Here is a 24,342-nt window from a genome sequence, read left to right as displayed (position 1 = left end):
AAAAGAAAGGGGGCCCGCTTTTTTGCCGAATACCATCGTTTTTTCTCGTTTTTTCTTGGCGCAAGAATCACGGAAACACTACCTTATCGATATGGAAGAATATCGTTGCAGGCTCTTTTCCCCGGACCGGGAAGCCCGGTTTCTAAAAAGGCCCAATCGTTTCCTTATCATCGCAGAGGACCCTGAAAGAGGGGAAGAAATACCCTGCCACTGTCCTAACCCAGGGCGGCTCCTTGAGTTTGTGATCCCCGGCACCGAGTTGATTCTTGAGCGACGCCTTGCGGCTGCAAAAACAGCATGGACCGCGGTGGCGGTGCGTTACGGGGAGCGCATAGTTCCTCTTTTCTCCGCCCGGGCAAACTCGGTGGTCCAGCAGGCGGTGCTGCCGGTCCTTTTCCCGGAGGCCCGGCACATCCAGGCCGAATACAGCCAGGGGAACTCCCGTTTTGATTTTCTGGTAGAGGACGCCACAGGATCTCGTCATTTGATAGAAGTAAAGGCCTGTTCCCTTGTCGAACACGATGTGGCCATGTTTCCCGATGCCCCCAGTGAACGGGCCACCAAACACCTGGAAGAACTGGCGGCCTTATCTCAATCAGGGTTTCAGTGCCATGTGTTATTTCTAGTGGTCCACGGAAAACCTCAGTACTTTGTCCCCAACCTTCATACTGACCCTTCTTTTGCAGCAGCGGTATCCCGATACAACGAGGTGATCCAGTTCCATGCGGCGGTTCTCGAAGCCCAGGAAGATGGTTCTGGGAGGATCATCAATTTTAATCTTCCCCTTGTGTTTGACCATGGGACTCTGGCCGAAGAAAACCGAGGAAGTTACCTCATCCTTATGGAATTGAATCAACCGAAGGTACTTACCGTAGGCGCCCTGGGCACCCTTGCACTGGACGCCGGTTGGTATGTATACACCGGTTCGGCCCAAAAAAATCTTTCCCAGCGCATCGCCCACCACCTGCGGAAGGTGCACAAAAACCCTCACTGGCACATCGATTATCTTACGTCGGTGGCGGCCCGCATCATGGGCCTGCCCATCGCATCCTACCGCAATCTAGAATGCGCCCTGGCGGCTGACCTGGAGCGTATCGGTGGAAGGCCTATTCCTCGCTTTGGCTGTTCAGACTGTAGTTGCGACAGCCATCTTTATTACTTTCCTACCAATCCCCTTACCGAGCGTAGTTTCCTAGACCTCCTTTTCTGGTATCGTCACGTGAAGGCCCTGGAACGTGGGTGAACCGGACTGTAAAAAGCCAGAAAACGAAGGGAAATGCATAAAAACAGGTCTATCTATCACTTTTTTCTTGCCTTTTGCCCTCCTTTTTTAGTATCTTATGGTCGAGCCTTTGTTCATGGAAGGCCTAATTCCCAATACCAACCTATGCCGTTTTCCCGCAGACAAGGAAAAGCCTTCTGTGTCCTGTGCGTGGAAATCGGTAAGAAAAAGAGGAGATACACAGTATGGCGAAACAGTTGATGTTCAATGAAGAGGCCCGTCGTAAGCTGCTTTCCGGGGTAGAGCAAATTTCCAAGGCCGTAAAGGTTACCCTTGGGCCCAAGGGGCGCAATGTACTCTTGGACAAAAAATTCGGCGCTCCTACGGTAACCAAAGACGGTGTTTCTGTGGCAAAGGAAGTGGAACTGGCCGATCCCTATGAAAACATGGGTGCCCAGCTCCTCAAAGAGGTGGCCACGAAGACCAACGATGTGGCCGGGGATGGAACCACCACTGCAACGGTTCTCGCCTATTCGCTGGTAAAAGAAGGACTTAAGGCCGTAGCTGCCGGTATGACTCCCATTGAACTGAAGCGGGGTATCGATAAGGCAGTAGAACTGGCGGTTGAGGAAATTAAGAAAAACGCCAAAGAGATTAAAGATAAAGAAGAAATTTCCCACGTCGCAAGTGTTTCCGCCAATAACGATTCCGAAATCGGAAACACCATTGCCGATGCCATGGAAAAGGTGGGGAAAGACGGGGTTATTACCGTCGAAGAATCCAAAACCATGGAAACCACCATCGAATATGTGGAAGGGATGCAGTTCGATCGGGGTTACATTTCTGCCTACTTTGTCACCGATCGGGATACCATGACCTGTACCTTCGAGGACTGCTACATCCTGATCCACGACAAGAAGATCTCCTCCATGAAGGATGTACTGCCCCTCCTTGAGAAGGTAGCCCAGAGCGGGAAGCCCCTCCTTATCATTGCTGAAGATGTAGATGGGGAAGCCCTTTCTACGCTGGTAGTAAACAGCCTGCGGGGAACCCTCAAGGCCTGCGCCGTGAAAGCCCCTGGTTTCGGCGATCGCCGCAAGGCCATGCTCGAGGATATCGCTATCCTCACCGGCGGGGAACTCATCTCCGAAGAGCTTGGACTTAAACTTGAAAACACCGACATTTCCCAGCTTGGCCGGGCCAAGACTGTAAAAGTCGACAAGGACAATACCACCATCATCAATGGGGCCGGTAAGCAGAAGGATATTCAGGACCGCATTGCCCAGATTAAGGCCCAGATTGAAGAAACCACCTCTGATTATGACCGGGAAAAACTGCAAGAGCGGCTTGCCAAACTGGCCGGTGGCGTGGCAGTGATCAACGTTGGAGCTGCTACCGAAGTGGAACTGAAAGAAAAGAAACACCGGGTAGAAGACGCCCTCTCGGCAACCCGGGCCGCTATCGAAGAAGGTATCGTTCCCGGTGGTGGGCTCGCCCTGATTCAGGCCGCCCTGGCTCTGGAAAAGGCAGATATCTCCAATCTTACGGATGACGAAAAGGTGGGCTTCAAGATTGTGAAGCGGGCCCTGGAAGAACCCATCCGGCAGATCGCCGAAAACGCTGGCCTCGACGGGGCGGTTATCGCCGATCGGGCTAAGAACGAGAAGAAGGGCGTTGGCTTTGATGCAGCCAAGATGGAATGGGTAGACATGATGAAGGCCGGTATCATCGATCCGGCAAAGGTAACCCGTTCAGCCCTGCAGAATGCGGCTTCTATCGCAAGCCTCCTGCTTACCACCGAGTGTGCCATCACCGAACTGCCTGAAAAGAAAGAGAATCCCGCTCCCGCCGGTGGTATGGGTGGTATGGATTATTAATCACTCCGTTCTTTTGCACAACGAAAGGCTGGCGTCGGAAGGCGCCAGCCTTTTTATTTTCTCCCTGCTTCTCAATAGAGAAGTGTTCAAGAACCTATTTATGAATTTGATGTATCGGCGACTCTTTTTTTACCCAACGCCAGGGAAGGACCATAAGAAGAAACACGACAAGCCCCATGAGTTCAAGGCCAAGAATATAGCGAGGAGAGGGACCAAACCAGCGCTCAAAAAGATCGATCACAGAACCGGTAGGCGGGGGATAACTCAAGACAAAATAGTTCCCCAATTCGTAGGGAGGCAAAGATTGCAAGAGGTAATTAAGGCCGTAAATCCCGAGGACTATGACATTGCTGATTAATAAAACCCTTCCCACAGAGGAAAGTCGAATACAGTAGGGTAAAAAGACCGCCGCATATAGAGAAAGGGTAACAATAAGCCCATGGGAAATAAAAAAAGAAAAAAACTTATAGGACGGGAACCCCAGATACCCAATATCTGGCGTCAACAATGCCTGCAGGGCCCCACCAATCCCCCAAAAATATACCAGTTCAAAGAGATACTGTTGCACCCGTCCCCGGGGAAGCTCAAAGAGCCAGGGCAAGAGCATTATGGAAATTCCACACATGTGAAACATCAAGGCGGTGGAAACAGACCAGGCTCCCAATTGTTGCCAATACACATGATAGATCACTTCATTAAGGAGCATCAGGAAGGCGAGTATCCGGGCAATCGTTTTTTGATGGGGGCGTACCCACGAAATAGTATGCACCAACCAGGGAATTCCCCCTGCACCTAGGAGGACTATGAAAAGGCTCGCGAGATGAATTGGACCAAACAGAACAAAGGGATGGGGCCGATAAGAATCAGTCACCTGGATAATCCGATCCGTTCGATCCAATACTCGATTTTTATCATCCTCTAGGATAAAAGAAAATCGATAAGCCCCCTCCTGGGGTACCTCGATCGAATCCCGGAAGGTGCTCAATTCAAGAATGGAGCCATCGGGTTTTTTGGTTTTTTCTGGAAGGAGGGTTACTCTTTTCCAAAGAACCGCATCCTTTTGTTGGAGAGAATATATTTCAAGAAAGAAGCGACGAATCCCATCACGGTTCCATCCCTGACCATAGAGGGGAACCGTCTTTGTATAGCGGTCCCCTTCCTGCGGCACCACCACTTTCAGTTTTGCCGGTGAAAGCAAATCTTTTTGCACCGCAAAAAAGTCCAGCCCTACAATAAGGGCCATGAGAATCCCAAAAACCCCTTTCCATCCACCGCCTTTTTTATTTCCGTGCATGGTGAAAATAATAGCACACTTTTTACCGATCCAGTAATTTTTTCAAGACCTTATCGTCTCGACGCCAATCGGGGGCTGTTTTTACCCGGAGATCCAGGTAAATCTTCCAATCAAAGATTTTCTGGAGTTCCCGTTGACTTGCCTGGCGTATTTCCTTTATAAGTCTTCCGCCCTTACCTACCACAATACCCTTCTGCGATTCCCGCTCTACCAGAATAAAGGCCCGAATCCACAACTGGGTACCCTCTTCCCGCAATTCCACATCGGCCACCTCTACAAAAATACAATGGGGAATTTCCTGCCTGAGCCGCAGTATGGCCTGTTCCCGGATAATCTCGGCGATACGAAAGGGCACATCCTGGTCAGTGTAGGTGTCCTCGGGATACAGGAGTTCTCCCTCGGGGGCAAGGGCAAAAAGACGGTCCGTAAGTTCCGCAACGCCATCCCCCCTCAAAGCAGAAATGGAACAAAACCGGTCCTCCGGAAGGGCGGGAAATTTCGTTTGAATAAAGGAGCGGCACCGTTCGGGCTTTGCCCCCTCCGCATCAACCTTATTGATGGCCACCACCATTTTTTGCTCGCAGAATGGGATCTTTTCCTGTATTTTTTGCACCACAAAGGATTCTTCCGGTCCCGGTTCACGGCTTGCATCAATCACATACAACACCAGGTCTGACTCTTCCAGGGTGCGCTCGGCCACTTCAATTAATTTGACATTCATTTTCTTCTCTGAAAGATGGAGCCCCGGGGTATCTACGAAAATCAACTGTCCTTCCTGTCGGGTCAGGATGCCCCGGACCGCATGGCGAGTAGTTTGAGGAATGGGGCTCACGATAGCTACCTTATACCCACAGAGAGTGTTGAGTAGGGTGCTTTTACCGGCAGAAGGCCGGCCAACCAGGGCCAAAAAGGCCACTTTTTTCTTGATTTCGTTCGTGCTATGCTGCGTAATTGATGTCATATCCGTAATATAATAAAGAAAAAGAAATTACGATAGGGGGAAATCTATGAACGACCTATGGCTAAGCCTGGTCCAGTATTTTCTCTATTTCTGCTATGCCGCATTCCTCGGCTGGATTGTGGAATCCATCTTCCGTTCCTTTCAGGAAAAACGGTTTGTTAATGCGGGATTTCTCACCGGACCCTTTGTTCCTATTTATGGGTTTGGGGCCCTTTCTATTGCGGCTTTAAGTTATGGGTTGCGGAACGCCCACCCGGCTCTCCTGTGGGGGACCATCATGCTTGCTCCTACCATTGTCGAGTATGTGGGAGCCTGGCTTTTAGAGCGCTTTTTTGGGCTTACCCTCTGGGACTACCGGGACCAAAAATTCAACCTCCAGGGGAGAATCTGCCTCCGCTTTTCCCTTTATTGGGCTATTCTGGCGGTGGGCTTCAAATTGATCCTTGAACCCCTGCTCCTTTCTCAGATTCAGGCCCTGCATCCCAACCTGGCCATTTACCTTTCGGGATTCCTGAGCGGAGTACTCATTATCGATATCGTCCACTCGAGCAAGCTGGTATTCTACGTAAAAAGTTTTGTGGCAGACCTTCAGGAAGCGGTTTCCAGGGGGGGCAGCTTTTTCTCTTTGGGGAACCTTATTTCCCATTCTGAAGAGGCCCGCCGGCGGCTTCCTCTGGAAATTCGGCGGATTCTTAAACCCCTCAACGCTTTCCCGAGCCTTAAACGGCTCGTGCTTCCTAATCTCCAGGCCTTCCCTGAGTGGATCCAGGAACAACTTAAGAAACGACTCGGGAAAAAGTAAGAAGCCTTACTTTTTTCTGGGTTTGATAATGTGTTCCCCCGTTTTTACGTATACCACCCGATGGGGAGGGACCGATTCGGTGAGCCACACATTACCACCGATGATACACCCTTCGCCGATAGTGGTTTCTCCCCCAAGAATGGTGGCCCCCGCATAGATAGTCACATCGTCCTCTATGGTAGGATGGCGCTTGGTGTTTCCCTGGGACTTGTCCACCGAAAGGGCCCCCAGGGTTACCCCCTGGTATATTTTGACATTCCTCCCGATAACCGTGGTTTCACCGATTACCACCCCCGTTCCGTGATCAATAAAAAAGGATTCACCTATGGTAGCTCCGGGATGAATATCAATCCCCGTTTCGCCATGGATTATCTCGCTCATGATACGGGGGATCAGGGGAACCTGGCGATTCCAGAAGAAATGGGCCACCCGATGGGTCGCAATGGCCCGTAACCCCGGATAGGCCACAATCACTTCTTCGATGCTCTTCGCAGCCGGATCCCCCTGAAAGGCCGCTTCCACGTCCAGGGAAAGGAGTCGCCGAATCTCAGGAAGGGCGGAAAAAAACTCCACGGTGATAGTTTCCGCCATTTCTCGGCAGGCACTGCCATCGCAGGAGAAAGTACCCGTTCTGCAGGTAAAAGAAAGGCTCTTTTCTATTTCTGCTACCAGGGCCTGGGCAAGCCGGTACACCCGTTCGGCCGTCTTTAAATGGAGATTCTCCGGATCGATCAGTTCACTCTCTCCAAAGCCGGGAAACAGAAGGCCCTGGATATCCCGGAGGATCTGCTGGATGCTTTCCCGGGAAGGCAGGTTATTTCCAGAGGTATGGTTAATAAGACCGTAGGTATCATAGCTTGAGACAATGCTGGCTATGGGCGAAGCAAGGCGTTCAATCATACATCACTCCCCGGCGGGGACCATTTTCCCCACCCGTTGCACCTGACGTTGAAGGGTAAGCCGCTTGAGCCACCCTGGCGTAAAGAAGCGCTCGAGAAGTTCCCGCTGGGCCAGGGTAGTTTGCTCTCCTAACCGAATAAGATGGGCAGCCCGCGCAAAGGCAAAGGGGCTCGTATCATCCCGGGGCTGAAGGGTAAGGCTTGCCCGATCCATGTCTCCCCGATAGATATGATGCCCTACTACTTCGAGGCACCGATAGAGGATCTGGGGACCGGTCTGGAGCTTGGTAGCCTGGGAAAGGGTAAACATACCCACATCCACCGCAAGAATATGGGTAAAGCCCCGCCTTCGAGCCACGGAGATAGCCAGGTTATTCACAAGCCCCCCATCTACCAGCACCATGTCGTCCATGTAGACCGGATCAAAGAAGGTCGGAAAGGCCATAGATGCCCGCAGCGCCAGAGCAAGGGGTCCCCGGGAAAAAACGATTTCCCGACCCGATACCAGATCCACCGCGTTACAGCGAAAGGGGATACGGGTCTCTTCCACCCCACGCCCCTCGGTAAGTTTTTCAAGATAAGAAAAAATCGCCTTCCCCGAATCGATCCCGGGTTTTGTGGCAAGCCGGCCAATAATCTGGCCCGTTTGCATAAGCTTCCCCAGGGGCCCTTCCATACGGAACACCTTGCTATCAAGATAGTCCCGAATATCAAAGCGAAAGGCGATTTCTTCTAGTTCTGTAGCCCGATACCCACAGGCATAGAGCCCCCCTACAATAGCCCCCATGGAGGTTCCCACAATAAGCGAGGGGGACGGCACATCCATAGCTTCAAGAACCTTTAAGACCCCCACATGGGCAAGCCCTTTCGCTCCTCCCCCCGAGAGCACCAGGGCCCAGGGAAGCTTCCGATCATATGCCATAATTTTTATTTACTACAACCACCACATCCTGTACAGGGTTCTTCTCGATTTGGGTCGGCTTCCCCCCTGTCGTGGATGCTCCGACTTTGGTTCGGCATGGAACTTCCAAGCGGCGCGAGGCCCTCTTCCCGGAGCACTCCCCCAGCCACATCCTCAGGGTTGGGGGAAGGGCTTACCAGGGGTACCGCCGTAATAACCCGCCGGTTCTCCTCTGTTCCGCCACCGAGGGGGGGTGCACCCCCGGACATCTCGGTGCTCGTTCCCGCCAGGTGTCCTGTCACCGCCACTCCCGTCGCACCAGCCCGATCGACCAGGCTCGATACATCATCATTGCCTTTAAATCGAAGCACATTTACCATGAAGATATTAAGCTTATTGATGATGCTGGGGGGCAGGAGGTTTCCATCCACTTCCACCGAAATCGTGGGATAGTTCCGTTCTCGGGCCCAGGGGGTAAAGAGCCCTTCAATAACCCGCCCAATAAGACAGGCAAAGGGCGAAATATTTACCACCCCCGAATAGCCATGTTCCATGGCAGTAGCGGCCACCCCACTGGAAACCGCGATTTCCGAGTTTAGCTCCAGGTTCACAAAGTGTTCCTGGGTGTTCTTCATGATAAGGTGCATGTCGTGGGGGGTCTCCGGGATAAGACCGGTAGGTTCCAGAATCGAAAGGACCTTTTTTTCGATATGGTGTTTCCACCACTCTTCAACATACAGTTTGATAAGATCCCGCTGGGGTTTACAGAAGGGTCGCTTCCAGGGAGCCTGAAGCCGAATAAGCTTCTTAAGGGCGTATTCACGCACAAAATCCAGGTAATGGATCCATTCGGCGATGCCTGAGACTTTTACCACAATACCCCGTTCACTCATCAGGTCAATCAGTTCGCCCACCGCGAAGTCATCCCGCCGCACGTAAATTTCCCCGACGATAAGCACCCGGGGACATTCGGTAAGCGCTCTTTTTAAAGGTATGCGCTTCACGTCCTCGGCGATACGTCGCAGTTCCTTCCACAGGAGCCGGGGATCTTTTTCGATGACCCCCATCATTTTTTTCCAGGAAGCTTCAAAATCGGCCACCGCCCTTTCGGGATCCCGGGCAGTGGCTTTCAAAGCGGTCTGAATGTCCTTAAGGTAATCCGTCACCACCAGGCCCTTCCACATGTCCTTTGCAAAATCAGGTCCCAGTTCGGTGTAGGAATTATCCGCCGAAAGGGTAAAGACCACCACATTTTCGAGCCGGAGGTCCCTGAAGAGATTCTCGTAGTACACAAAATACTGGCCCGTCCGGCAGGGACCGGTGGTAATGGGCACAAAAAGCAGGTACAGTTCATCCTTCCGGTACTTATCGCTGGCAAAGTACTTCAGGGCACTTCCCAGCACCAGGTGACTCGGCACACATTCTTTCCCCGACGCGTGGGCCCGGGCAATCTGGATGGTCTTAAAGTCCGCCACCGGCAGGGCCTCCGCATTCAGGCCCACGCCCCGGAGCATGGCCGCCATAAATTCGGTGGACACATTCCCCATGTTAGAAAGGAGTATCTTTACCCTGGGATTATTCCGAACCGGCACCTTCTGGCCCGTCTTATGATTGACCACCCGGAGGTCCTCGCCACCACCGTATTCAAACTTCCAGCCATTATCGTACCGTTCCTGTTCTACCTCTAGCTTCTTGGACCGATAGCCATCGATGATATCAAGGAAGGCCTCCACCCGGGTATCGATTCCCGCATCGGCCGAATGGGAATCGAGTTCGAGCACCAAGAAAGGCTTTTGTCCCATGATCCATTTTAAATAGTGGAGCATGAATGAATCGGGGGCACAGGAAAAGTTGGTGATCCAGGTCACGTAGACGTTTTCTTCGTTTTTCAGAAGCTGGGCGGCCCGCATATCCTGCTGGCCATAGTACCAGTACATGTTGGGGAACTGGTTAGGCTGTTCTTCGAGGGGAAGGATATCGAAGGGAATCACCGAATAGCCCCGGCTGGTAAACTTTCGGGGGATTCCCATGTTTGCCTCTGCGGTAAAGGCGTTGTAGGGCCGCCCCAGAATGGCGATGACGGGCCGGTTGGAACGCCGGGCCTCCTCCAGGGCTTCAAGTCCCAATTTTCGGGCCGCTTCAAAATATTCTTTTTGCTTGGCCAGAGCCTTTTCAAAGGCCCGGCGGGTTTCTTCTTCGCTAATACCAAGGCGACTGGTCATCACCGTAAAAAGTTCCAGGGCCTTTTTCTCCCCGAACTTAAAGCTTACCACCAGGGGCAAAAAGCGCTGGGGGTCCACATCGGAAAAGGCCTTCGTGATGTAATAGGGGAAACTCTGGGTAATGGGACAGAAATTAGCATGGACCGAGGTCTCGTAGCTGGGCATATCCCGGAAATGGGGGAGCAACACGTAGTCGGCCCCCTTCTTAAGGCAGTCCGCCACCGCCCCGTGGGCAATTTCCGCAGGGAAGCAGTAGGCGCTTTCCGCCCGGGCCACCCCTTCGTGGTCCACCGTATCGGAGAGGATGGTACGGATTCCCAATTCATGGAAGAACCAGGTATACAGCGGGTACAGGGTGTGGACCGAAAAGGCCCGGGGAATTCCCACCGTGTAGTTCCGTTTTGCCACAAAGCTTTCCTTTGAGGGGACAAACTCTTCGAACAGGAGCTTGTTGCGGCGGCTCACATAGTCAAGGACGGGCACATCCTTTACGGCCTTGCGCATGTTGGTGTACTTGTTACAGCGTCCCCCAAACATGTAGGTGTGGCCGTTAACTTTCAGCACCTGGATAGGACAGTAATTGTCACAGGTCTGGCACTTAAACACCCGTTCGTACCCAATTTCCCGCTGGAGCACCTCATCAATATCGATGCGAACCTCCCCCAGGAGGCCTTCTGCCTGCTTTCGTTTTGCCAGAAGGGCTACCCCAAAACACCCCATAAGTTCTGGTGACGGAGGTACGAGGATCTCCTTATCCAGGAGCATCGCAAAGGCCAGGGGGACTGCTTCGTTTTTGGCGACCCCACCCTGTAAAAAGATTTTACCCCCAATGGTGCGATTCCCCACCACCCGGTTCAGGTAGTTGGCTACGATGGAACAGACGATACCGGCGGTAATATTCTCCCGGCTTGCCCCCTGCTGTACCGCCTTGCGGATATCTGAATTGATGAAGGCAGAACAGTGTTCTCCAAATTTTAAGGGAGCATCGGCCTTAAGGGCAATGGGAGCTATATCCTCTGCCCGATGGATGGAAAGGTCCCCCGCGGCGGACTCTTCCAGGAAAGAACCGGTCCCCGCAGAGCAGGCCTCATTCATGGCGTAATCGATGGGAACCCCGTTTTTAAGTAGCACGTATTTTGCATCCTGACCGCCAATTTCAAAGATGGTTTCCACTTCTTTATCAAAATAGGTGGTACCCACCGAGTGGGCTATGATTTCATTGTATACCCCGGGGGTCTCGAGGAACACCCCCAGGATTTCCCGGGATGAACCGGTGGTGGCCACAAGGCGAATGTCTACTTCTTTGCTCCCCGTATCGGCCACAACCTTATCCTGGATAACCTTAAGGCATTCCTTTACCGCCCGCACCGGGTCCCCATGGGTCCGGCCATAGTGGCTTGCCACAATCTCGTCGGTTTCCATGTCCACCAGGCAGGCCTTGGTGGTGGTAGAGCCTCCATCGACACCGAGGATATAGGAACGCCCCTTTTGAACCTTTCCCAGGGATTTCTCAAAGAAACGAACCTTATTTCGCCAGTGATTCAGGTTTCCCAGGGTCCCAAAGCGAACCGTGTTGGGTTTAAGAAGCTTATCCACCGCCGGCAGGGGACTGCCCATGTCCTTTGCCAGGATAGAAGCTCCAAAAGCTTCGAACACGGGGGCGATGTCGGGGATAACAAATTCGATATTTGGGGCCCCCTCTTTTAAGAATCGAATGATATGACGGTTTAAAGTAACGCCCCCCGCAAGGACCACCTGGCCACTGGAAAGTTTTGCCCGCTTAAGAAAGTCCAGAACCTTCATGGCCATCACATTGGAAAGTGAAAGGACGATATCTTCCTTTGTAGCTTCCCGCTTATTCAAGCGATGGGTACAGTCACTCTTCATGAATACGGAACACCGAGAAGAAAGGGTGAGCACCTGGGCCGTATCGGGAACGGCGTTCACGTCCTGCAGGGTCATGTTCATCCGGGCAAGCTGTTGTTTTAAGAATTCCCCCGTGCCGGAGGCACATTTACTACCTGAAAAATTATTGATGATCTTCCCGTTTTCGTCTAAGGAATACACCACCAGGTCTTCGCCCCCCATGCTAACCACGGCCCGGGGTTTAAGGTTCAGGGCCTTCAAGGCCGCTTCCACACAGAGGGGCTCCAGGGTTCCCGCCACATTGAACATAAAGCGCCCCTCATTCCCCGTGACCAGGGCCGGTATCCCCGGCTCAATATGGCCATCGGCGCAGAGCCGGCGAACCACCGCATAAAAATCACCCTCATGGGGGATCGATTCTTGCCAGAGAACCTGCTGATGTTCCGAGAGCACCATTTTTAGACTGGTGGACCCAATGTTGATTCCTAATGAACGCATATGCTACCTCTACCTTTCTTAAAAACTATGGCGGTCCGTACTTTGCAGGGCCGAAGTTCCCCCCATTTTTCTGGGTTTCGGCTTCCTTTCCCGTACGGGACAATTCGGCGGGCCGTCCTTTTTCTTATTTCCTGACAAAACTTGTTGCCCCCTTTGGAAGGCCTCCGGGGATGCCTCAGGCTTTGCCTGGCGTCCAACTCTTCTGAGGATGACGAACCAGGGGAAGAACAAGGCTGTTCCTTCTTTTTGCAAAGGTACGGGCCACAAAAAGAAGGGTCCCCATCCTCATCACCGTACCCATAGTATCGAGCTCTCGATTTTATTGCAATACTTAGAAAATGTTAGAAGTTGATGAGTGCCAATCGCCATAGGATGAGATAGCGCCCCTCACCGTACCAGCCCGGAGCGCCCCTACTGTGAAGAAGGCCTTCCCCTCTCACTGCCACACAAGCACCGCGAGGCTCCCAAAAAACAAGGCCGTGAGGAACCGTACAAGAACCAGGTGCCCTTCGTACCACCGTCGAAGGCCTTCCTGAGCGGCACCCCGATGTACCACCACAAACACAACCAAGAGGGGGGTGATAAAGGCCAGATTGTACAGTAAGAGAAGGGGAAATACCCTTTCAGAGCGCTGGGCCAGGTATGCCAGGGTAGGAAAATACACCTGGCCTGTACAGGCCAGTTCAATGCAGGACACCAAAAGCCCCGAACCAAAGGCAGCGAGCATATACAAGGAGACGTTGGTTCCCTTTCTGATAAGCCGATGGCTTGCCTGTTTTAAAAAAAGGGGCAGTTGCAGTATCGATTCGCCGGCCCTCCCCCGAAGGGCAAGAAAGGCATCGTAGCAGCTCGCCACCGCAAGGATGCCCCCCAGAAGGCTCACCGCGCCCTTCACAAACCAGGAGACCCCAAGGCGAGAAAAAAAGTAGCGGAGGCCCGAAAAAATCCCAAGCCCCAGGGCAACATAGGCCACAAAGATGCCCCCAATAAAACTTATGCCGGTCCAGAAGCGCTTTTTGTGGTCCTGTCTGCGTAAACCGAGGAAGGAAAGAAAAAACAAAAGGGTAGAAAAGGCACAGGGATTGATACCATCCAGGAGGCCCGCTAAAAAAATCGAAAGGACAGAAAGGGTTTGGCCCTTTAAAGAGGATATATCCTCCAGAACTGTTTTTGAAGCCCCTTGTGGAGGCTTTTGGGGTCCCTCAGGCCCCTCCGCGGGCCGCCACTGCCCATATTTTAGCCAATATTCTAGTTCAGCCCGGCCCCCCGCTTCTACAGCCGTGCTCCCCTGGTACACATTGTTCCCTAAAAACAAAACCGGGAAGGCGGTAAACACAAGGCCCCGCTCGGCAAGCATGGCGACACAGAGTTCATAGCCCTTAGGGCTTAAAATATCATGAAGTTCGAGTTCCAGGCTGAGCCCCGTAGCTTTTTCAAGCCGGGGTTTTTCAAAAAGCAAAAAAGCATCACAATGGGAACAGCCCGTTTCGGTAAAATAGATGCCCCTGACGCTCATTGATTCATTAGACAGTTTTTGAGCTCCCAGAAGATAATCCGGCGGCATACTAACAAAAAACCAGAGAAACACCAGTACGAGTCGCTGCATATCCATAGATTATCAAATATGGGGGCTCTACAAAAGTAAGAAAAGGTAAGAATCAACAAAATATTACCTTCCCGAAAGGAGATTTTCTTATTGCATAGAAATAGTAAAATCGCTAAGGTACAAAAAGAGCCGGTCTGCGGGTAATTAGCGCCCTATCGTGAGCGACCAGAGGTCGGCGTCAAATAGGATGACCTATATAAGGGGAGAGGTATGGCGGGCAATAGTTTTGGAACCCTGTTTAAAATAACCACCTTTGGAGAGTCCCATGGCGGCGCTGTGGGAGTTGTCATCGACGGGGTTCCACCGAACCTGGAACTCGATGAGCAGGATATCCAGAAAGAACTGGACCGACGAAAGCCAGGACAGAATTTTATCACCACCCCACGGCAAGAAAGCGACCGGGTTCACATTCTTTCAGGAATTTTCGAAGGGAAAACCACGGGGACTCCCCTTCTTTTGTTGCTGTACAACACCGACGCCCGCCCCGAGGCATATAACGACATAAAAGACAAATTTCGCCCCGGCCATGCGGATTATACCTTTTTTAAGAAATTCGGCATCCGGGACTACCGGGGCTCGGGGCGGGCGTCGGGGCGGGAGACCGCCGCTCGCGTCGCCGCCGGCGCGGTGGCTAAAAAGCTCCTTTCTCAGCGGGGGGTCCACATTGTGGCTTACACCCTACGGGCGGCGGGCATCCAATGTCAAAAACGGGATGAATCGGTGATAGAACAGAACCCTCTGCGGGCCTGCGACCTGGAGGCCGCCGCTGCCATGGTGCAACGGCTCCAGCAGCTTCAGGAAGAACAGGACAGCGCCGGCGGCATCATCGAATGCCGGGTCCGGGGGCTTCCGGTGGGGCTCGGAGAACCGGTTTTTGACAAACTGGATGCCCTGCTGGCCCATGCCATGCTGTCCCTGGGGGCCGTCAAGGGCATCGAGTTTGGGGATGGCTTTGCCGGGGTGGATTTACGGGGAAGCGAACACAACGACTGGATGGATGCGGCGGGATTCCGTTCCAATCATGCGGGGGGAGTCCTCGGAGGTATCAGCACGGGGGCAGAACTGGTATTCCGCATTGCCGTAAAGCCCGTGTCATCTATCGCAAAACCCCAGCGGACCATCACCATCGATGGGAAGGAAACGGAAATTCGCACCGAAGGCCGCCACGATACCTGCATTCTCCCCCGGCTCGTACCGGTGGTAGAAGCCATGACGGCCCTCGTTCTGGAGGACCTCTGGAAACTCCAGGAGAGTCTTCGGATATAAGGGGAAAAAAGTCCCCCTACTCGGTGTTTTTCGAGGAACTCTGCCCGTCCTGTTCCCGAATCTGGACGCGTCGGATCTTTCCGCTAATCGTTTTGGGAAGTTCCGACACGAACTCGATGATCCGGGGATACTTGTAGGGAGCGGTGGTTTCCTTGACATGCTCCTGTAGTTCCCGGGCAAGTTCGTCACTCGCGGTCCATCCTTTGGCAAGCACTACCGTCGCCTTTACCACCTGTCCCCGGTCCGGATCGGGGACCCCCGTGACCGCACATTCCAGTACCGCCGGATGCTCGAGGAGGGCACTTTCTACTTCAAAAGGACCGATCCGATAGCCCGAACTCTTTATGACATCATCGGCACGCCCTACAAACCAGAAGTAGCCATCCTCATCTTTCCATGCCATATCACCGGTATAATAGACCCCATCGTGCCATACCTTTTGGGTAAGTTCGGGATCCCGATAGTACCCACCGAACATACCCACCGGGATGCGGCGATCCGTCCGAACCACGATCTGCCCTTCTTCTCCTACTTCACAGGAAGAACCATCTTCCCGAACAAGATCGATATCATAGCCGGGGGCAGGCCGTCCCATAGAACCAGGTTTTGGTTCCATCCAGGGGAAGGTTCCTACCGTAAGGGTTAATTCGGTCTGACCATAGCCTTCCATCAATTTGATCCCCGTGGCAGCCAGGAACTGTTCGTACACTTCGGGATTGAGGGGTTCGCCTGCGACCGAACAGTGTTCGAGCCGCGAAAAATCGTAACGCCGGAGGTCCTCTTTTATAAAGAAGCGGTATACCGTGGGAGGAGCACAAAAGGAGGTAACCCCATAGCGACTAATTACCTCGAGCATTGCGGAAGGCACAAAGCGCTCGTAATCATAGACAAAAACCGCACACTCGCTGAGCCACTGGCCATAGATCTTACCCCAGGCCGCCTTTGCCCATCCCGTATCGGCCACGGTAAGATGGAGCCCCCCGGGACGAACATTTTGCCAGTACCGGGCGGTAATGATATGCCCAAGGGGATAGGTAAAATCGTGCTGCACCATCTTAGGCATCCCCGTGGTTCCGCTAGTAAAATAGAGGAGCATTATATCACTGTTCTGGGTTGCCTCTTTACCCGTAGGACGGAGGAACTCCGGGCTCTGTCCTGCCACAAGTTCTTTAAGATCAAGCCAGTTCTTTCTTCCTGCCGCCGGGTCCGCCGTAGCGGGGGTATGCACTGAGCGCACAAAAAGTTTACGCTTCAGGGAAGGAGATTGATGTTCCGCTTCGTCCACATGGTCCATAACGGCAGGCTCATCAACTGCCACAATGGCTTCGATGTCAGCGGCTTTACAGCGATACACGATATCCTTAGGGGTAAGAAGATGGGTGGCGGGAATAGCAATAGCTCCTAGTTTATGCAACGCCAAGAGGGTTGGCCAATATTCGTGACGTCGCTTCAAAATAAGCATGACGGGCGTCCCTTTTCTAATTCCGAGGGAAGCAAGGGCATTGGCCGTTTGGTTTGTTCGTTGTTGCAATTCTCCGTAGGTAAACTCCGCAAAAGCCCCCTTTTCATCGCACCATACCAGGGCCCGTTCATCGGGACGTTTTCGGGCAAGTTCGTCCATCACATCATAGGCAAAGTTAAAATTTTCAGGAACCCGGACAGAAAAATTCTGAACAAAATCTTCGTAGGAGGAAAATTCGAGGGTAGATAGATATTTCGTCAACATGGCCAGCTCCTTTAGACTAAAGAATCACCGCGAGGAAACGGACTGCCTTTCCTCCCAGGGCCTTCATACCATGGGGCTCAGAAGAATCAAAATACACCGCGTCTCCCGCCTCGAGGTCCATTTCGTGGCTCCCAATGGTAATCCGCATGGTTCCTTCGAGCACATAGTCGAATTCCTGGCCGGGATGGCTATTAAGGGCGATGGGATGCTGTTCCGATTCGGCGGGGATTTCCACCAGGAAGGGTTCTGCCTTTCTATGTTGAAAATTGGCAGCCAGGCTCCAGTAACGGTAGGAACTGCGCCGATACACCTCAGGACCTCGCCCTTTACGGGTTAGACAATAGGTTCTCAGTTTAGGCGCCTCGCCGGTGATAAGCTCGCTTAAATCCACCTGAAAGCGACCGGCGATTTCGTAGAGCACCCCCACCGGGAAGTCATCCCGTCCCTCTTCCCAGGCAAGATAGGTCTCTCGATCCACCATAAGATACTTTGCCAGGGATTCCGCAGAGATCCCCTGAATTTCCCGGAGTTCCTTTACCCGTAGGCCAATTTCTCGCCGTATCTGGGCCATCGTTCTTATTCCTCCTTTTCCGCATCTCCCGAACCTCGTAACGTCCGGGCCAATTCTTTCCATACAAGCTTATCTGCTTCGGGGAGGGCCGCAAATTCCTGCTGCCTGCCATAGGCAGAAAGTTCTATGAATCGATTAACCCGTTCCATGAGGCGGGAGAATTTGTCTTCCTGGAACTGGACAAGCCAACGGGGGGGACGCTTTTTTAGTTCAAGGAGCATCCCATAGTGGGGTGCGCAGAGCCCTTCAGAGGCGGTAAACCACTGGATAAGGGCCCGATCGTCCGGCCGTTCTTCCCCTACTTCTAACAGGAACGAAAGGTATTCCTGCTCTATCCGTTTTCGTTCCAGACAAATGGGGCAGGTTCCCCTGGGGCGCCAGGGTTTTCGGCTTTTAAAATGCCGTATCCTGTCTTCCAGGATATCCCGCCCCAGGATAGCCACCGCAAGGCCATCCCGAAAGTTTACCAGTTTTGCCGAATGTTCAGGGCAAAATCCCCCGGCCTGACGATGGAGAGCCCGGAAGCCCCGGTCTGACACATGCTCAAAAAGCATGTTATCTAAATATCGCCAGCTCCGATCCCGGATAATCCGGCACAGGGGACAGCCCGGCTTTTGGCAGGCCTTTTCGAGTTCAAAATAGTTAATATGTTTATCCACCGCCATTGAATACTTCCTGAAAGGGGATTTTTCAAAACACAGGGGCCCCTTTTCTCTTCCCCCTTTCTTTACGGTCGAACTTCCACTATCCCCGTCGAACGGGCAATAAACACCTGGGGACGTTTCCGGGTAAAAAAACCATTCTCCACCACCCCGGGGATCTGATTAATTTCGGCTTCCAGGAGACGAGCATCTACCGGCTGGGAAAACAAAATATCTAAGAGGAGGTTCCCCTTGTCGGTTACCACCGGCCCCGCCTTCCGCACCGCCTGACGAAGGGTAACCCGGGCGCCGAGTTTTTCAAGGGCCCGACGGACCGTTTCTCGGGCTTCAGGGATTACCTCCACCGGGACCGGGAAGGCCAGCCCCAGGTGTTCTACCAGCTTTGATTCATCTACCACTATAGCATAGTTTTTTGAAGCGTAGGCCACAATTTTTTCTAACAGCAAGGCCCCGCCACCGCCTTTTATAAGATTGTTGTCCGGATCTACCTCGTCGGCCCCATCGATGGTAAGATCAAGCTCGCCCCCAATTTCCCGGGAGTTCAGGGTATACAAGGGGATACCTAACTCTTCACAGGCTACGGTGGTTTGAAAACTCGTAGAAACCGCTTTAATATCCTTTAAAACCCCTTTTTGTAATAATTCACCGATACGGCGCACCGCCGGCATGGCAGTAGACCCCGTACCCAGGCCTACCTTCATTCCACTGCGAACCAATTGATCTACCGCAGTTTGTCCTACCAGTTCTTTAAGCCTCTGTTGCTCCATGTGTTTCCTGCCTTACTCAAGGGTTTATAAAAAGGGACCTTTTTCTATCCCCGCTCTTGTGTAAAACGCCTATCTATGGACTATACTCTATCATGTGGAGAGCTGCAACGATTTTTTACTGGAATCTACCTCATATTACGATGTCCTGGAACAGATAGAAGAGGGAATCTTTATCATAGATAGGGAGTATATTATCCGTTACTGGAATCCCGCAGCGGAGCGAATCCTGGGGTACCCTGCCCGGGAAGTCTGTGGCTGGTCCTGCATGACCCTGGGCCCCCTCTGCAAACGGGATTCTTCCGGCACCTTCCTGTGTGGCGAGGGACTCTGTCCCCTCGCTCTGGCCATATCAGGGGGGTATCGGGGGAAATACGCCCAGTATGTCTTTATGCGGTCCGCCAGTGGTCAGGAGATTCCCGTCAGTCTTACCATTAACCCCCTCAGGAACAATCGGGGAGAAGTGGTCGGGGGAATCGCCATGTTTCGGGACATGCAAGAAGAGTACGCCCAGCTTAAACTGGCCAGTGAAATCCAGAAACACATGGTGACCACCGTCCCTTTTACGGCGGAGAAACTGCGGGTGAGCACCCTCTTTCATCCTTTGGAAGTGACCGGTGGCGATTATGTGGAAGCCTTTGTCACCGATACGGGAATACTCGTGGCCTCCAGTGCGGATGCCACGGGCCACGGTATTTCGGCGGCCCTCTTTGCCATGATTTATAAGACCCTTTTCCATGGTACCCTGAAGGACACCTACTCTCCGGCGAAGATGCTCAGCACCATCAATAATGATTTTATCCGCACCATCACGATCGAAGGGTACTACCTTACCGCCTCTATTCTGGTGATGGATCCCCATTCGGGAACAGGGTATTTTGCCAGTGCAGGACACCCCATGGCCATCATCTTCCGCAAGCGCCATGAAGTGCTGGTCCCTGAACCTATCCGGGAACGGTCTTTCATGATAGGGATGGTCGAAGGGGCCCACTACCAGGAGATTCCCTTCGGCCTTGACCCGGGGGATATTCTTTTCATTGCCTCCGACGGTATCTACGAAGCGGAAGACAGTAATGGCATGCCCTTCGGCATCGAAGGGGTGACGGGATTTTTCGCCGACGGTGGACGGGATCTGGAAAGCCTCTACGAGACCCTTAAAAGTCGCAATCCCTTCGGACAACTCAGTGACGACATCAGCGCCCTTATGATAGAAGCCATTGAAGCATAGAGGACAAACAGCTTTTACTCTGGGTATTCCTGGCCGGTAAAGAGCTTAAACTGAAGCTTGGCCTGTCGGTACAGCATGTCGTATCCGTTCAGAACCCGACAGCCGGCCCTACTTGCCCGCTCCAAAAGCCGCGTAATCTCTGGTTTATAGATCAGATCCATCACCATCTCTTTGCCCGTAAAACGGTACTGTTCCAGGGGATCCTTGTCTACATCGGGACCTTCCATGCCCACGCTGGTGGTTTGAATGATGATATCCCGATATTTTTCAACCAGTTCCATACCCCGGCTATCGAGCCCTCCCCAGGCAAAACCGAAGGGTTCGGCCAGTTCTTTTGCCTTAGGCACCGTTCGATTGACCACGCAGGCCCGTCCCCCTAACCGATGAATCTCGTAGGCCACCGCCCGGGCCACACCGCCGGCGCCGACAATGGTGCATCGCTTCCATTTAAGGTCTTTTTTCCCGATAAACGTTAAAAGGGAATCCGAAAAGCCCCGGGCATCCGTATTGTACCCAAACCAGCCCCGGGGTGTTCTGAGGATGGTGTTACAGGAACCGATTTTTTGGACCTCCGGCGAGGCTCCCACAAGTCGAGCAAGGATAGCCTCTTTATACGGAACCGTTACCGAGGCCCCCTCTATCTGCAGCACCTCCGCCAGTTCTAAAAAAGAGGCCAGTGTATCCGCCGGAAAGGGAATATACACCCCATCAAACTTAATGTTCTTAAATCCCCGATTATGAATTTCCGGACTCGAAGTGGCAGTAAGCGGATATCCTACGATTCCGTATACCTTCGTGGTCTTCGTGATATCCCGGAATCGATACAGGTTCACTAGCTGTTTAGGGTCTAACTGACCAGGTCCCGCAATAGGCAGAGTGGGATCAAGGCGGGGGGAAGCAAAGGTAAGGTAGGAGCCCATTTTTTCTGCCAGGATACGGGTACAAACCCCGTGGGGTCCCATTCCCAAGAGAATTTTTTCCACATCCTGAGTTTCTTCGGCAGCTACAAAAATCCGGGCCACATCCTGGAGGTTTTGGGGCATCACCGCCACCTTTGCAATCTCATCCCCATGACGCCGTAATGCCCGGATTTTTTCCGGCAAATTTTCGTCCACCCCCTGGAAATTATGGTAGGACCGGATAATCCGGGTACCAAAGGTCCGGGCCGCTTCTTCCAGACTGGGAACGTTAAGGTCCTCTTCCAGATCCACATAGGCAAAGTTGTTCCGCCGGTCCGCATCGGCAAAGGCGAGCCCCGCCGCCAGCAAAACGATCCGAGCCCCTTCCCCTTCGGTAAAAAAGCCCCCATCTATTTTTCGGCGAACCGTAAGAATGGTGGGAACCCCCGCGAGGGAAGGGAAGCGACGGATAAAAAAACGTTCATCCGGTTCGAGGCAATCCACCCGGAGTTCCGCCACATCGATGTAGGGCCGGTAAGCTTCAAGGATTTCCAGGTTCTGGGCGATCGTTTTTCCCGTAAGACAGATACAGACCTTTGCCATAGACACCCCTAAAAATCGGGACGGTAGATATAGATACTTTCCACCTGGTTCTGGGCAGAAAACCCAACGCGAAGTCGGAGGGGCCAGGCCTTGGGAGTAAGGGCATACACCAGGGCATTATCCATAATTATGATCGGTTCGCCTAACAGGGCCAGGACCCGTTCTTTCGTATCTCCCTTTTGAATTCCATAGGCCCGGCTCGTCCCTACCTGCCACACCCGGTCTTTATACCAGTACAGGTCAAAGCCCCCATAGGAAAACACCACATCATCCTGCCAGCTTTCGGGGCCCCGGACAGGATACACCGAAAGGGGCACCCCGAAGCGATTAAAGGCTTCCTTTAAGTCGATACCCACGAGGTCTTCCAGATTAAGGGGCATCGTTTGACTGTCTAAGCCCCCAACCTCCTTAGAGACCACAGCGGTCCCCCGGGCGTCCTTTCCTTTTGGGGAGTTCCCTTCCTGGGTTGTCCCCTGCTGCGCAGAGAGGTTTACCACACTTCCGAACAAAAAACTCCCCCAAAGGAGTAGGTGGAGGGACTTTCCAAAATTCCATTTCATATCCATACTGTACCGAGAGTATTACCTGTAACACAAGAGGGAACCCATGATACATCTTACGGATTTTACCCTACCGGCGGTACTTGAAACAGCCGCAGCGGCGTTTCCCCGTCGCCGGGCGTTTCAACTTTTTTCAGAAGGGAACCTCGTGAACCCTATTACCTACCAGGAATTCCGGGAATTGAGCCACAGGCTTGCCCGTCTTTTAGGAACCCTGGGCTGTGCGCCAGGGGATCGGGTACTCCTTCTTTCGGAAAACCGGCCCGAGTGGCCTATCAGCTACTTCGGTATTTCCGTCGCCGGAGCCATCATCGTCCCGGTCCTTACCGACTTTATTAACGAGCAGATCGCCACCATTGCGGAACATGCCCAGGTACGGGCCCTCTGTGTTACCGAACGGATGACACCTAAACTGGCCGGCTCCCCCTATTGCGAGGCCTTTCCCTGGATATATATCGACACCATGACCACGGAGGGAGTACAGATTCAACAGGGGAAAGACCGCCGATGGTATGCCTGGTCAGAATTACCGGTCCCCACAGATACCGTACCCCCCCCTACCGCCGATGAGGTAGCGACGATCATTTACACCTCCGGAACAACGGGGAATAGCAAGGGAGTAATGCTCACCCACGGCAATCTCATTTTTGAAGCCACCGCCTGTCGTTCCATCATCAAAATCTATTCCCGGGATCGCTTTCTTTCGATTCTTCCCCTGGCCCACACCTATGAGTGTACCATCGGGATGCTCATCGCCGTTCTGAATGGGGCCTGCACTACCTACCTTGGGCGGCCCCCTACTCCGTCGGTATTGCTGCCGGCCATGCAAAAGATTCGTCCCACCATCATGCTCACCGTGCCCCTCATCATCGAAAAAACCTACCGATCCCGCATCCAGCCCACCCTGGAAACCCATCCTCTGTACAAGAACAGATTCACCCGCCCCCTGGCAATTCGGATAGCGGGGCTCCGCCTCCTTAAAACCTTTGGAGGAGCTATCCGGTTCTTTGGGATTGGCGGCGCTCCCCTGGCAGCGGATGTGGAAGAATTCCTGTACCGCGCCCGTTTCCCCTACGCAATAGGCTACGGCCTTACTGAAACGGCCCCCCTCCTGGCGGGGGCCCATCCTCGTCGGCAGGTCCTGCGTTCGACGGGTCCCGCCCTCAAGGGGGTAGAACTGCGGATCGTAGACCACACCGGAAGGGTGGTGGCGGGGGTCGGTGCGGGATCCTCCGGTGGAGCCCCTTCGCAAGGGAGCAAGACCCTTGCCGGAGTCCCCGGGGATTCCTCACCGGAAACCCCTGTTGGGGCCCCCAGAGATTCATCACGGGGAACCCAGGCCCCTGCCGGTTCGCCCAAAAGAAGAAAAAGAGGGAAGGGCGAATCATCTCCCGAAGGGGAAATTCAGGCCCGGGGGCCCAATGTCATGAAGGGCTACTATCGGGATCCAGAACGGACCCGAGAGGCCTTCACCGGCGACGGCTGGTTTAAGACGGGAGACCTGGGCTGTATGGACGCCCGGGGGAACCTGTACATCCGGGGGCGCCTCAAGGCCCTTATTCTGGGGCCGGCGGGAGAAAACATCTATCCCGAAGAAATAGAGAGCCTTATCAATGCGTCGGGGTATGTGGATGATGCCCTGGTGTATGCCGACGAAAAGGGGAACCTGATCGCCCTGGTCTATCTTAACGAAAAGGCCCGGACCATGCTTGCCGCCGCGGGGGATATCATCCAGGAGACAGGCCATTCGGCTATGCAGGGGGCCGAATACCTCCTCCAGGAAATCAAGAATTTTACCAATAAACAGCTTGCGGCCTTTTCCAGGATTCACCGGGTTGAAATTCAGGAAGAACCCTTTGAAAAGACCGCAACCCAAAAGATTAAGCGGTTTCTGTACCCTAAGAAGAAATAGCCT

Annotated in this window: 18 protein-coding genes; 6 read left to right on the top strand and 12 right to left on the bottom strand. The window is 53.1% G+C overall.

Annotated features, from left to right (window positions below; genetic code table 11):
- Positions 1 to 22: 22 nt before the first annotated feature.
- Both C5O22_RS02590 and groL read left to right on the top strand, forming a co-directional pair.
- Entirely contained in the window at positions 23 to 1,243 is a 1,221-nt protein-coding gene (locus tag C5O22_RS02590; protein ID WP_243692853.1) for a DNA/RNA nuclease SfsA, read from the top strand.
- 224 nt (positions 1,244 to 1,467) lie between these two features.
- A complete protein-coding gene (groL, locus tag C5O22_RS02585) occupies positions 1,468 to 3,099 on the top strand; it encodes a chaperonin GroEL (protein WP_132779637.1) in 1,632 nt (543 codons plus the stop codon).
- 94 nt (positions 3,100 to 3,193) lie between these two features.
- On the opposite strand, the gene C5O22_RS02580 is transcribed toward groL, so the two are convergent.
- The gene (locus tag C5O22_RS02580; RefSeq protein ID WP_132779636.1) at positions 3,194 to 4,393 is read right to left on the bottom strand and encodes a YwaF family protein; all 1,200 of its coding nucleotides are present in this window, start codon (positions 4,391 to 4,393) and stop codon (positions 3,194 to 3,196) included.
- A gap of 22 nt (positions 4,394 to 4,415) precedes the next feature.
- Positions 4,416 to 5,354 (bottom strand): GTPase Era, encoded by a 939-nt coding sequence (era, locus tag C5O22_RS02575; protein WP_207895335.1) that lies wholly within the window; start codon positions 5,352 to 5,354, stop codon positions 4,416 to 4,418.
- Between the two features lie 46 nt (positions 5,355 to 5,400).
- Between era and C5O22_RS02570 the strand changes: the two genes are divergently transcribed.
- On the top strand, positions 5,401 to 6,156 hold the full coding sequence (locus C5O22_RS02570) for a putative ABC transporter permease (RefSeq protein WP_132779635.1): 756 nt from the start codon (positions 5,401 to 5,403) through the stop codon (positions 6,154 to 6,156).
- Positions 6,157 to 6,162: 6 nt separating this feature from the next.
- Here C5O22_RS02570 and epsC read toward each other — a convergent pair whose 3' ends face one another.
- From epsC to C5O22_RS02550, 4 genes are all read right to left on the bottom strand, one after another.
- Positions 6,163 to 7,056 carry a serine O-acetyltransferase EpsC gene (gene epsC, locus C5O22_RS02565; RefSeq protein WP_132779634.1) on the bottom strand — a complete coding sequence of 298 codons (894 nt, stop codon included), beginning with the start codon at positions 7,054 to 7,056 and terminating at the stop codon, positions 6,163 to 6,165.
- A gap of 3 nt (positions 7,057 to 7,059) precedes the next feature.
- On the bottom strand, positions 7,060 to 7,977 hold the full coding sequence (locus C5O22_RS02560) for a patatin-like phospholipase family protein (RefSeq protein ID WP_132779633.1): 918 nt from the start codon (positions 7,975 to 7,977) through the stop codon (positions 7,060 to 7,062).
- A gap of 5 nt (positions 7,978 to 7,982) precedes the next feature.
- Positions 7,983 to 12,542: an acyl-CoA dehydratase activase gene (locus C5O22_RS02555; protein WP_243692852.1), complete on the bottom strand. Its 4,560-nt coding sequence runs from the start codon at positions 12,540 to 12,542 to the stop codon at positions 7,983 to 7,985.
- 436 nt (positions 12,543 to 12,978) lie between these two features.
- Positions 12,979 to 14,148, bottom strand: coding sequence for a cytochrome c biogenesis CcdA family protein (locus C5O22_RS02550; protein WP_165910371.1), 1,170 nt, complete (start codon positions 14,146 to 14,148; stop codon positions 12,979 to 12,981).
- Positions 14,149 to 14,358: 210 nt separating this feature from the next.
- On the opposite strand from C5O22_RS02550, the gene aroC reads away from it, so the two are divergent.
- Positions 14,359 to 15,414: a chorismate synthase gene (gene aroC / locus C5O22_RS02545; protein WP_132779631.1), complete on the top strand. Its 1,056-nt coding sequence runs from the start codon at positions 14,359 to 14,361 to the stop codon at positions 15,412 to 15,414.
- 16 nt (positions 15,415 to 15,430) lie between these two features.
- Here aroC and C5O22_RS02540 read toward each other — a convergent pair whose 3' ends face one another.
- From C5O22_RS02540 to rpiA, 4 genes are all read right to left on the bottom strand, one after another.
- Positions 15,431 to 17,140, bottom strand: a complete 1,710-nt coding sequence (locus tag C5O22_RS02540) for an AMP-binding protein (RefSeq protein ID WP_132779630.1) — start codon at positions 17,138 to 17,140, stop codon at positions 15,431 to 15,433.
- A gap of 16 nt (positions 17,141 to 17,156) precedes the next feature.
- Entirely contained in the window at positions 17,157 to 17,711 is a 555-nt protein-coding gene (locus tag C5O22_RS02535) for a helix-turn-helix domain-containing protein (protein WP_132779629.1), read from the bottom strand.
- Between the two features lie 5 nt (positions 17,712 to 17,716).
- The gene (locus C5O22_RS02530; protein WP_132779628.1) at positions 17,717 to 18,376 is read right to left on the bottom strand and encodes a DUF6062 family protein; all 660 of its coding nucleotides are present in this window, start codon (positions 18,374 to 18,376) and stop codon (positions 17,717 to 17,719) included.
- A 62-nt stretch (positions 18,377 to 18,438) separates the two neighbouring features.
- Complete coding sequence (gene rpiA / locus C5O22_RS02525; protein ID WP_132779627.1) at positions 18,439 to 19,140, bottom strand: ribose-5-phosphate isomerase RpiA; 702 nt, start codon at positions 19,138 to 19,140, stop codon at positions 18,439 to 18,441.
- Between the two features lie 94 nt (positions 19,141 to 19,234).
- On the opposite strand from rpiA, the gene C5O22_RS02520 reads away from it, so the two are divergent.
- A complete protein-coding gene (locus tag C5O22_RS02520) occupies positions 19,235 to 20,365 on the top strand; it encodes a SpoIIE family protein phosphatase (protein WP_132779626.1) in 1,131 nt (376 codons plus the stop codon).
- A 14-nt stretch (positions 20,366 to 20,379) separates the two neighbouring features.
- On the opposite strand, the gene C5O22_RS02515 is transcribed toward C5O22_RS02520, so the two are convergent.
- Both C5O22_RS02515 and C5O22_RS02510 read right to left on the bottom strand, forming a co-directional pair.
- Positions 20,380 to 21,867, bottom strand: coding sequence for a type I 3-dehydroquinate dehydratase (locus C5O22_RS02515; RefSeq protein ID WP_132779625.1), 1,488 nt, complete (start codon positions 21,865 to 21,867; stop codon positions 20,380 to 20,382).
- An 8-nt stretch (positions 21,868 to 21,875) separates the two neighbouring features.
- Entirely contained in the window at positions 21,876 to 22,427 is a 552-nt protein-coding gene (locus C5O22_RS02510) for a hypothetical protein (protein ID WP_132779624.1), read from the bottom strand.
- A 46-nt stretch (positions 22,428 to 22,473) separates the two neighbouring features.
- On the opposite strand from C5O22_RS02510, the gene C5O22_RS02505 reads away from it, so the two are divergent.
- Positions 22,474 to 24,339: an AMP-binding protein gene (locus C5O22_RS02505; RefSeq protein WP_132779623.1), complete on the top strand. Its 1,866-nt coding sequence runs from the start codon at positions 22,474 to 22,476 to the stop codon at positions 24,337 to 24,339.
- Positions 24,340 to 24,342: the final 3 nt, after the last annotated feature.

This window comes from Treponema sp. J25 (genome assembly GCF_004343725.1).
GTDB lineage: Bacteria > Spirochaetota > Spirochaetia > Treponematales > Breznakiellaceae > J25.
This window is presented reverse-complemented; position numbering and strand designations above follow the sequence as displayed.